General features: G+C 58.0%; 10 protein-coding genes and 1 tRNA gene. 5 read left to right on the top strand and 6 right to left on the bottom strand.

Translation table 11 applies throughout. The features are described 5' to 3' along the window. The first annotated feature begins 185 nt into the window (after positions 1 to 185). Positions 186 to 458, top strand: coding sequence for a late competence development ComFB family protein (locus NOM67_RS21650; RefSeq protein WP_033113978.1), 273 nt, complete (start codon positions 186 to 188; stop codon positions 456 to 458). Positions 459 to 464: 6 nt separating this feature from the next. Here the strand turns inward: NOM67_RS21650 and NOM67_RS21645 are convergent, their stop codons facing one another. Next, entirely contained in the window at positions 465 to 671 is a 207-nt protein-coding gene (locus tag NOM67_RS21645; RefSeq protein WP_201908903.1) for a hypothetical protein, read from the bottom strand. A gap of 302 nt (positions 672 to 973) precedes the next feature. Between NOM67_RS21645 and nhaC the strand changes: the two genes are divergently transcribed. Beyond that, positions 974 to 2,383 (top strand): Na+/H+ antiporter NhaC, encoded by a 1,410-nt coding sequence (gene nhaC, locus NOM67_RS21640; protein WP_041210901.1) that lies wholly within the window; start codon positions 974 to 976, stop codon positions 2,381 to 2,383. Between the two features lie 115 nt (positions 2,384 to 2,498). Here nhaC and erpA read toward each other — a convergent pair whose 3' ends face one another. From erpA to clcA, 3 genes are all read right to left on the bottom strand, one after another. Next, positions 2,499 to 2,849: an iron-sulfur cluster insertion protein ErpA gene (gene erpA / locus NOM67_RS21635; RefSeq protein WP_005340225.1), complete on the bottom strand. Its 351-nt coding sequence runs from the start codon at positions 2,847 to 2,849 to the stop codon at positions 2,499 to 2,501. An 87-nt stretch (positions 2,850 to 2,936) separates the two neighbouring features. Further along, positions 2,937 to 3,632: a DUF6776 family protein gene (locus tag NOM67_RS21630; RefSeq protein ID WP_042030308.1), complete on the bottom strand. Its 696-nt coding sequence runs from the start codon at positions 3,630 to 3,632 to the stop codon at positions 2,937 to 2,939. A gap of 93 nt (positions 3,633 to 3,725) precedes the next feature. Then, positions 3,726 to 5,117 carry a H(+)/Cl(-) exchange transporter ClcA gene (clcA, locus tag NOM67_RS21625; protein WP_041210899.1) on the bottom strand — a complete coding sequence of 464 codons (1,392 nt, stop codon included), beginning with the start codon at positions 5,115 to 5,117 and terminating at the stop codon, positions 3,726 to 3,728. 244 nt (positions 5,118 to 5,361) lie between these two features. Here clcA and hemL point away from each other — a divergent pair, with 244 nt between their 5' ends. Next, entirely contained in the window at positions 5,362 to 6,648 is a 1,287-nt protein-coding gene (gene hemL, locus NOM67_RS21620) for a glutamate-1-semialdehyde 2,1-aminomutase (protein ID WP_255940184.1), read from the top strand. A gap of 196 nt (positions 6,649 to 6,844) precedes the next feature. Continuing rightward, a complete protein-coding gene (locus NOM67_RS21615; protein ID WP_255940183.1) occupies positions 6,845 to 7,660 on the top strand; it encodes a hypothetical protein in 816 nt (271 codons plus the stop codon). Here the strand turns inward: NOM67_RS21615 and NOM67_RS21610 are convergent. Together NOM67_RS21610 and NOM67_RS21605 are read right to left on the bottom strand one after the other, a co-directional pair. Next, the gene (locus tag NOM67_RS21610; protein WP_255940182.1) at positions 7,575 to 8,477 is read right to left on the bottom strand and encodes a sulfite exporter TauE/SafE family protein; all 903 of its coding nucleotides are present in this window, start codon (positions 8,475 to 8,477) and stop codon (positions 7,575 to 7,577) included. The two genes, NOM67_RS21615 and NOM67_RS21610, sit on opposite strands and share 86 nt — an antisense overlap. 276 nt (positions 8,478 to 8,753) lie before the next feature. Next, on the bottom strand, positions 8,754 to 9,503 hold the full coding sequence (locus tag NOM67_RS21605; protein ID WP_185227835.1) for a DsbA family protein: 750 nt from the start codon (positions 9,501 to 9,503) through the stop codon (positions 8,754 to 8,756). Positions 9,504 to 9,700: 197 nt separating this feature from the next. Between NOM67_RS21605 and NOM67_RS21600 the strand changes: the two genes are divergently transcribed. Then, positions 9,701 to 9,788: transfer RNA gene (locus tag NOM67_RS21600), tRNA-Ser, on the top strand. The last annotated feature ends 630 nt before the right edge of the window (positions 9,789 to 10,418 follow it).

Here is a 10,418-nt window from a genome sequence, read left to right as displayed (position 1 = left end):
CGGAATTGGTAGACGCGCTAGCTTCAGGTGTTAGTGTCCCACGGATGTGAGGGTTCGAGTCCCTCTCTTCGCACCATTCATTACGCAAAAGGCCCATCACGAAAGTGACGGGCCTTTTGTTTTTACTCCTTGTTATGGCTATGCTTTTGACGACTCACCGCCCATCGTCATGCCAAGGAACGCATATGATACTGGATACCGACATTCACAACTTCTACGAGCATCTGGTGCTCAAGGAGATTGAAAAGCAGGGTCTGCAGCAAAAACTCAGCAGCGACCAGATGGCCGATCTCTGCTGCCTCACCCTCAACCAGCTCCCCTCCCACTATATTCGCCACGATGTCGACATGATCTACTTCCTGACCGATGCCAAACGGAGCGAGATGGAGAAAAATGTCGTTGAATCGCTCAAGCAGGCCCAACAGAAGATCAAGCAGGCTCCCGTCAAACACGCATAACGCCTACTAGCCGGTATGCTGCCAGAGCAGGGCCACCACGCCGGTCAGCCCTGCCACTGGCAACAGGATCAGTGCCGGTTTCAATCTGGGCTCAAGCATTATCCAGGCAGCCAGCAGAAACCCCAGACTCCAGATGCCGTACTCTTTGTCATGGCCCCATCCGAGCACAACCAGCCCGGCTAGCAGCATCACTCCCCGCACCACCCAGTTCATATTTTGCCTCCCCCACAGAGATAATGATAATAATTATCATATTCACAAATGAGAGATGCAACCCTCCTCCAGCGCAAGACTCAAAATAGGCTTTTATGCCAATAAAGCGCTCAAAAACGGGTTACGAGATCAACAATTCTGTGATTTTTTCAATCAAAAGTGCAATTTTGCCAATTTGGTTAGGCTTTAACCCTCCCACTTTGTGGTAGATTGCGGCCTCTTTTTGGGTTGGCCCCTCGGGATATGCGTATCCACAGGATGAGAGGAGCCAACCTTGGCGAGCAAGAGTTTAGGAAGTATCTATGCAAAACCAACACAACCACATCCGATTGCCGAGCATGTCGCAGGTGTTTGCCTGTCTGGCCATTTTTCTGGCTCTGGCATTCTCGTTCACCAGCGTGCTCGATCTGCCTATCCAGCTGGCACTGTTCATCGCCTGGTTCGTCATCATGGGGCTTGGTATCAAGCTCGGTCATGACTATAAATCCCTGGAGCAAGCCGCCGTTGATGGGGTATCCAAGGGGATGGGGGCCATCCTGATCCTGGTTTCCGTCGGAGCACTGGTCGGTACCTGGATCGCTGGCGGCATAGTCCCCAGCATCATCTACTTCGGCCTCAAGGTGATTCACCCCTCCATCTTCCTGCTGGCGACCCTGATCATCTGCTCGCTGACCTCGCTGGCCACCGGCACCTCCTGGGGTTCGGCCGCCACCGCTGGTATCGCCATGATGGGGATTGGCCACAGCCTCGGCGTACCTGCGCCTCTGGTTGCCGGTGCCGTGCTCTCCGGCGTCTATTTCGGTGACAAGCTCTCCCCGCTCTCCGACTCTGTGGTACTGGCATCCACCATGTCCAACGTCGACGTGGTGGAGCATATCAAGGGGATGCTGCCCATCAGCCTGCTCTCTTACATCATTACCGCCGTGCTGTTCACCGTGGTTGGCATGCAGTACTCAGGCAACGTTAGCCTGGAGCAGGTCAATCTGGTGATGGAGGCGCTCGACAAGCAGTTCAACATCACCCCGCTGGCCATCGTGCCGGTAGTGCTGGTGCTGGGCCTGCTGGCCAATCGCAAGCCCGCCTTCCCGGTGATCAGCTTCGGCGCCCTGCTGGGCCTGATCTGGGCCATCCTGTTCCAGGACATGGATCCGGTCAAGGCGATGCACTCGGCTTATAGTCCGTTTGCCATCACCTCCGGAATCGACTTTATCGACAACATTCTCGGTCGCGGCGGCATGGAGTCCATGCTGGGCTCGGTCGCGGTCATCATCTTCGGTCTCGGGTTTGGCGGCCTGCTGGAGAAAGTAGGCATCCTCTCCGTCATCGCCAGCGCCTTCGAGAAGCGCATCAACAGTGCCGGCAGCCTGACTACCCACACCATTGGCACCGCCTTCCTGGCCAACGTGTTCGGCTCCGCCATGTATGTGTCGCTGATCCTGACCCCCAAGATCATGGCCAAGAACTACGATCGGCTGGGACTGGCACGCAAGAACCTCTCTCGCAACGCCGAGTTTGGCGGTACCCTTACCTGCGGCATGGTGCCCTGGAGCGACAACGGCATCTTTATGGCCGGGGTGCTGGGAGTGGCCACCCTCGACTACCTCCCCTACATGTGGCTGAGCTTCACCTGCATCATTGTGACCATCACCCTCGCCTACATGGGCAAGGCGGTGAACAGGGTTCCGCTGGTAGCGGCAGCAAGCTCCCGCTAACTGTACCAATCAAAAAGGCGCCTCACCGGCGCCTTTTTATTTCCACTACAACGATCTGCACAAAGAAAAACGGCCCTCGTTGCCGAGAGCCATTGCGTCTGATCGTCGGGCTCGATCAGATGGAGAAGCTGGAACCACAACCACAAGTAGTGGTTGCATTGGGGTTGGTCACGGTAAAACGTGAACCTTCCAGCCCCTCGGTGTAATCCACACTGCCGCCAACCAGATACTGGAGACTCATCGGATCGATCACCATGGTGACGCCATTCTTCTCGACCACGGTATCGCCGTCGTTGATCTTCTCATCAAAGGTAAAGCCATACTGGAAACCAGAGCAGCCCCCACCCGTGATATAGACCCGCAGCTTAAGCTCCGGATTCTCTTCTTCGGTGATCAGGTTCTTCACCTTGTTGGCCGCCGCATCCGTCATCTGGATGGGCAGCGGGGCTTCTGCTACTGCACTCATTACTGACCTCACAACCATTAGATCCACAAACATGGAAACCGCGAAATTATCCAATACCCGACCATTCAGTTCAAGTATTCACCACGTTTAACCTGCAGCGGGCACCGGAGCAGGCGGTGCGGCGACTAGCGGCTTAAGCGCATCGGCCCACTCAACCAGCAGCTCCTGCGCCGGTTGCCGGCCATCCTTATTGATGGTGACCCGGATCCGATCCGGCACAAACCCTTCCGGCAGTTGCCAGTTTCCCTCCAGCAGCTGGAAATAGCGCAGGGAGTAGCGCCACTCGCTCACCTTCATGCCCAGATCCCGCCCGGACAGCACTTTTGGCTTGTCGCCAAGGCTCCCCTCGACCCGGATCTGCACCTGACCGCGAAACAGCTCGCGCTTCTTGGCGGGCTGGGTCAAAGCCAGTCGATAGTGGTAGCGACCCGGAATGCTGCTCTCCTGCAGGGTCAGGTTGTCGATTACCACCCCAACCTGCTCGCCAGTCGGGCGCATGATCCGCTCGAAAAAGGCCAGCTGGCGCTTGAGCTCCTGCACCTGCGCCTCCTGACTCTTCAGGGTGGTCTGCAGCTGCTCGAAGGCGGCTCGCTGGGTGGCGAGCTGGGTATCCTTGAGACCGAGATCCGTCTTGAGCTGGCTGATGGCATTGCTCTGGCGATCCAGCGTCTCCTGCTGAACCCCCAGCAAGCTGCTTTGCGCCAGATCCTGATGGTTGCCGGCAAAATAACCGGCCAGACCACCTACTGCAAACACCACCAATAACTTCAATAGGTTGGACATAGCCCTCTTTCCCGTTATTTGCCTCACAGCGGCAACTGCGACCTCCTTTCACTATACCGCCCTAACCGAAGTCACAGGCGGTGATGGTGAAAATTAACTGGTGGCCACACTGCCATCACCCCGCTTTTGACGCGCGGCAAGCCGTAAAGTTCGCTCAAGGATCTGGGAATAGATAGGACGACCGCCCAGCGCTTGCGCCACAAGAGTGGCTCCCATGGTGGTGATCATCATCGGCAGGATCAGCTGGTAGTTGTCGGTCATCTCGGTGACCAGCACGATACCCGTGATGGGCGCTCGCACCGTCGCGGCAAACAGCGCCCCCATGCCGGCAATGGCAAAGGCACCGGGCTCGATGCCAAGCTCCGGAAAAGCCGCGTGGAACAGATGACCAAATACCACGCCAAACAGGGTGCCGAGGGCCAGGGTCGGCGCAAACACCCCGCCGGGCGCGCCGGAGCAGAAGCAGATCAGGGTTGCCACCAGACGGATGGAGAAGATAAGGAACAGGGTCGCCATCGCATACTCGCCCCCCATCAGATGAGGAATGAGCTCAGTGCCGCCGCCGGTCACCGAGGGGGCAAACAGCGACAGCACGCCGAAAGTACCGGCAACCAGCATACCGATGGCCACAAACCGGTGGCGCTTGTTCTGGTGCAGCGCCAGATAGCCATCCTGACAGGCCAACACCAACTTGTTGAAAACAAAACCCAGCACGCCGAAGGTGGCCCCCATAAAGAGGAACAGCCAGAGCGCCTTGAGGGCTGGCGCATCGTAGTGCGGTAGCGTGATCACCGCCCCCTGCCCCTTCATGTTTTGCAGCATCAGGGTCGCCATGATGGCGGAGATGCCCACCGCCTTGATGGCCAGGAAGGAGTAGCGAAACTGCGGCCGCATCTCCTCCATCACAAACAGAATGCCCGCCAGCGGTGCATTGAAGGCCGCCGCCAGACCGCCCGCCGCACCGGCTGCCAGCAAGGCGTGGCCATGCTCCTTGGGCAACCGGAAGATATCAGCCACCATCTTGCCGAGGTTGCCGCCGATCTGCACCGAAGGCCCTTCCCGTCCCAGCACCATGCCGGAACTCAGGGTACACACGCCGCCGAAGAACTTGACCGGCAACACCCGCCACCACCGCACCGGACGCAGGTCCTCCATCGCCCCCTCTATTTCGGGAATGCCGGAGCCACCTGCCTCGGGGGCAAAAGTATGGGTCAGGAAGTAGCCGATACACCCCAGCATGGCGCTGAAGCCAAAGCCAAGCAGGCCGAGCTGCCACCATGGGCGATCAGCCAGCAGGGCGAGCCGCTGCTCTGCCAGCCAGTGCACGCCTGACTCGAACAGGCCGCACACCAGTCCGGCCAGGGTGCCGACCAGTGCCGCCAGCAGCAGAACCAGCAAGGGCATCCTGTCTTGCCGAATGATTCGGGAAACCGGCCCGCGCGGTGAGGCGGACGGTTCGGAAGAGGAGAGAGCTTGTTGCGCCATCTTGTTACACCAACTTGGAAACACCATATCGTCAGCTAGCTGAGATCAGGATCACCCGGCGCATTGCTCGGCTGCCCAGGGCTGGGGCTTTCTGCTATAGTCGGCCCGTTAAATTTTTGTCACGGGAGCAGACCGAGAGTCCGGGTGGCGAGAGCGCAAAGCATACTCCTGATGCCCCTACCTGCCGAGTCTCGATCGACTGCTTTCTCCTGCGTGACGACCAAAATCCCATTAAGGATGATCCATGTCAAAATCAGATCAGCTGTTTGAACAGGCCCGCCAGACCATTCCGGGTGGCGTCAACTCACCGGTCCGCGCCTTCAATGGGGTCGGCGGTACGCCCCGCTTCATCGATCACGCCGATGGCGCCTACCTCTATGACGTGGATGGTCAGGCCTATGTGGATTACATCGGCTCCTGGGGCCCCATGCTGCTGGGCCACAACCACCCGGCCATCAAGGCCGCCGTCATCAAGGCCGTGGAAAAAGGGCTGAGCTATGGCGCGCCGACCGAGATCGAAGTGCTGATGGCCGAGAAAGTACGTCAGATCGTCCCTTCCATGGAGCAGGTGCGGATGGTCAACTCCGGCACCGAAGCGACCATGAGTGCCATCCGGCTGGCCCGTGGCTACACCGGCCGCGACAAGATCGTCAAATTCGAAGGCTGCTACCACGGCCACGCCGACTCCCTGCTGGTCAAGGCCGGCTCCGGCGCTCTGACCCTGGGTCAGCCCAACAGCCCGGGCGTACCGGCCGATTTCGCCAAGCACACCCTGACTTGCGTATTCAACGATCTGGACTCGGTGCGCGAAGCCTTTACCCAGTACGGCAGCGAGATCGCCTGTATCATCGTCGAGCCGGTCGCTGGCAACATGAACTGCATCCCGCCGGTACCCGGCTTCCTGGAGGGGCTGCGCGCCATCTGCGACGAGTTTGGCGCCCTGCTGATCCTGGACGAGGTGATGACCGGCTTCCGTGTCTCCCTGCGCGGTGCCCAGGGCCACTACAACATCGACCCGGATCTCACCACCCTCGGCAAGATCATCGGTGCCGGCATGCCGGTCGGCGCCTTCGGCGGCAAGAAGAAGGTAATGCAGCACATCGCCCCGACCGGCCCCGTCTATCAGGCGGGTACTCTCTCCGGCAACCCGGTGGCCATGGCTGCCGGCCTCACCATGCTGGATCTGCTGCTGGAGCCGGGTCTCTATGAGCAGCTGAGCGCCAAGACTGCCCGTGTTGCAGAAGGGCTGAAAGCCGCCGCCGCCAAACACGGCATCCCGCTCGCCATCAACTATGTGGGTGGTATGTTCGGCTTCTTCTTCACCGAGGAGCCCGAAATCATCCGCTACGAGCAGGTCACTCGCTGCGATATGGAACGCTTCAAGCGCTTCTATCACCTGATGCTGGAAGAGGGCGTCTATCTGGCGCCGAGCGCCTACGAGGCAGGCTTCCTGTCGCTGGCTCACGGCGACAAGGAGATTGAACACACTCTGGCCGCCGCCGAGCGCAGCTTCGCCAAGCTGGCCGGTTAAATCGCCGCTGCTTGTCGCCAAAGGGCCCGTCACGGGCCCTTTTCCATATCTGCAATCTACGCCCGCTTCTGGTGCACCCCGACCTCCTTTCCCGCTTATTTGCCACCCTCTGGTGCAAATGCTCCCGCTCAGCCTGTCATATATCGGGCCCACTATTTGCACATCCGCTACAGGAGCCCACATCACCGAGGTCCATATGGCAGAGATGAGCCCCATCGATGTATTGCGACGTTATCAGGAGTATCAGGTCGAGCTGACGCCACTGATCCATGGTTTGCTCGGCGCACCTCTCGCAGCGCTCAAGGAATACCCCTTTATCATCAGCTTCGACCGCTATCAGGGGCCGGCTTGCATCCTGTCGCCACGTCCGGGCACGCAGAACCGCTTGCAACTGATCGCTCGCGGAGAGGGGCGAGAGCTGACCCTCTGCCTCAATCAACTGATCGCCTGGCTGATGGGAGACAGAGAACGGCGCCGCGCCATGCCCTGGTTCAAGGCCATCTATGTGGTACTCAGCATGGCGCTGTTCCTCATCGTTGCGACGCTCATCTGGCACGGACTGGAACAGCTCTATCTGCTGCTATGCGGGGCGCAGCAGAACCGACTGGGGGCACTCAGCGCCATTATCTTTCTGACGCTGGCACTGGCGGTATTCGATCTGGGCAAAACCATTCTGGAGGAGGAGGTGCTGCTGCATAAGGATATCTTCCGCCACAGCGCCATTCGTCGCACCATCACCCGCTTTATCGCCGCCATCCTGATCGCGGTCTCTATCGAAGGGTTGTTGCTGCTATTCAAAGGGTCGCTCGGCCAGAGCGAGCTGCTCTGGCCTGCGATTGGGGTGATGGGGTGCGCGGTGGGATTGCTGCTGGCCCTCGGACTCTATGTCTTTCTCGGGGCCAGAGCGGAAGCGGCACTGGTGCAGGCTAACCAGCGATATCCGCAGCCAGCTGCGCGCTGGGGCGACGAGCAGCCCGCCAGGAGGCGTACATGGTCCAGGAGGTATAGATGACGATAAAGGCAACCAGCCACTTCAGCATCGCCATATCCATCGACTTGACCAGCATGGCTGCCAGCACCACACCAATGGGGCCAAAGATGGCAACCGCCAGCACCGCCTTGGCATCAAATGCCCCCTTGCGGATAAAGGTGCCTGCGGAGAAGACGCTAAGTACCGCGGTAGAGCCCATCATGATGGGGAACGCCGCCAGCGGGTTCATCCCGAGCAGATAGACCAGTGTCATGCAGGGAGCGAACAGACCGATCCCCACATTCATCAGAACACCGAAGATAAAGTTGCCGATCAGGGCGATCACCAGCTTGTAGCCACTGAGCCCCATGGCCTCGCCACCGACCGGGAAGAGGCCGAGCAGGCCGGCAAAAATCAGCCCGGCAACGACCAGCAGGGAGACTGCCATCACCAGCCGGATGGTCTGACGATCAAACGAGGCGACGTGACGTGCCCCCCAGGCAGCACCGGCTGCGGCAGCAATCATCATGCTGATCAGCGTCAGCGGCTCCACCGCTACTGCGCCGACGAAGATCAGCGACTGAGTCACGGTCGGCAACACGCACTGGCCGTTGAGAGTCCCCGGCAACAGACGATCATCGATTAGCCTGAACTGCTTGTAGCAGGCTGTTTTGACCGCAAAGCTGCCAACCCCCAGGGTATCGAGAAAGTTCGCGACACCGCCGATCAGCGCCACCGGCCAGAAGGGGGTGGACTCAAAAGTCCCGTTACATCGTTTTTGCCAGCACGCTTGTACCAGCATAAAGATGAATACCAAACCGCCAGCTATAAAAACAAGCCGCAAAATATCAACTAACATAGGGGTTTTCTCCTGCAAGGGACGCGATTCTAAGGCAGGCAGCAGAAAAAATCCTGACCTGAATTAAGCAACTCTCACAGGCGACTGCGGGACGCTTAAATAAATACGAATGGAAGTCGAACGACTCTGCTAATACTTGTTACTGAGACCGAGAGGTCGAGTCCTGCGCACGTTGTTATGGTCCTTTCGCGACGACCACCTGTGACTCGGGACATAAAGAAAAGAGGGCCGGTAGCAATACCGACCCTCTTTTTATTCCGTCAGGATGTAAGCGCGTTACTGGATGCTTTTGCCAGCACGCACGTCCTTGATAAAGCTCTTCAGGCTGGCCAAATCCCGTGGTGCACCACGCAGGATCTGGTCACCGATGATAAAGGCGGGAGTGCCGGAAATACCGAGCGCTTCAGCCAGAGCCCGGTTGGTTCCCAGATTCTGATCGATGCTGCCATCCTTGATCTTGGCCTCTACCTTGCTCCAGTTAACACCGGCCTCTTCTGCCACCTTCTTGACCTGCGCTTCATCGGAGAGCGGGCCCTGATGGGCATAGAGCTTCTCATGGAAAGCCTGGTACTTGTCGGGCTGACCCAACTGAACGGCCAGTGCGGCACGCGCGGCGAAATAGGAGGTTTCGCTCAGGATCGGGAACTGCTTGTAGATATAGCGAATATCCTTGTCCTCAGCCATCAGCTGCTCGACCAGCGGATGTGCGCGCTTGCAGTAACCACAGTTGTAATCGAAGAACTCGACAATCGTCAGCGAGCCCTTCGGATTGCCCATTTCGGGATCCTTGTTGCTATAAAGCTGTTGGGCATGGGCCTTGATCAGCGCCTTGTCGCTCTCGGCCTGCTGACTCTCCTGCTTGGCACGCAGGGCATTGGACATCTCGACCAGGATCTCGGGGTTCTTGACCAGATAGTCACGAACGATCTGCTCGACATCACTCTTGGTCAGCTCGCTCGCCTGCACCGGCGATGCCAGCAAGGTTACGCCCGCCAGAGCGCAAAACAGGGCATTTTTAATAGTCATAATGTTATCTTGCAGAGGATATGATGGAGGCCACTATAGTGGTGGACTCTCTTTTCAAGTCAAGCAATCAGGCCAAAAAAGCACTCATTCCAACCAGTTTGCCCATTTAATCGGTCATTTCGTGCAATTAACCAGCAATCGAACCAGCCGGGGATTTACAACCCTGATCAGCGTGGTAATATTCGCCGCACTGCTGCGGAGGGGTGGCAGAGCGGCTGAATGCACCGGTCTTGAAAACCGGCGATGGGCGACCATCCGTGGGTTCAAATCCCACCTCCTCCGCCATTTATTCCGAGCCCACGCAACGCAAGTTGCGTGGGCTTTTTGTTGTTATCCCTTCTCTATATACCATCACTTTATCTTTCATGGCGCTTCATATGCTGCCTCACTACAACCCACCACTTAAACACTCTGTTTTCTACCTCCACAGCTCTCTGAACTGAAGGAGAGAGATTAAAACTCGGCAGGTAATGATGGAGAAGATCATCCGCTAAGCCGACGAACAGGGCATTGGCCAACTCTCCGGCATGATGACCCTCGCCAGGCGACTCGGCTTTACCATTGATGTCCAGATGGAGGAGGGAGTGGTCAATATGGCCCTTCCCTGCGGGACTGTAGTTCGGTAATGGGGATGGGTGGCAGCGAGTAATCCAGTACAAATGGTTGCGAATCATCCAAAAATGACTGTGATTACATACCAAAAGGAGGGAATGGTGGGCCTGCCAGTGCCCTCCCCCAGGCTAGAACCACTGTTCAGTGGCTTCTGGATGCTGAAAACACCAAAGCCCGGTCATCAGACCGGGCTTTGGTGTCTCTTCTGGCGTGCAACGCTGTAGCCAACGTGCAAATCGCCCATAGCAAAAAGGCCTTCCCAATCGGGAAGGCCTTCTATTTAGTGGCGGAGCGGACGGGACT

This window comes from Aeromonas sp. SG16 (assembly GCF_024436135.1).
Classification (GTDB): domain Bacteria; phylum Pseudomonadota; class Gammaproteobacteria; order Enterobacterales; family Aeromonadaceae; genus Aeromonas; species Aeromonas jandaei.
The sequence above is the reverse complement of the archived record's forward strand: the minus strand, read 5'-3'. Positions and strand labels throughout refer to the sequence as shown.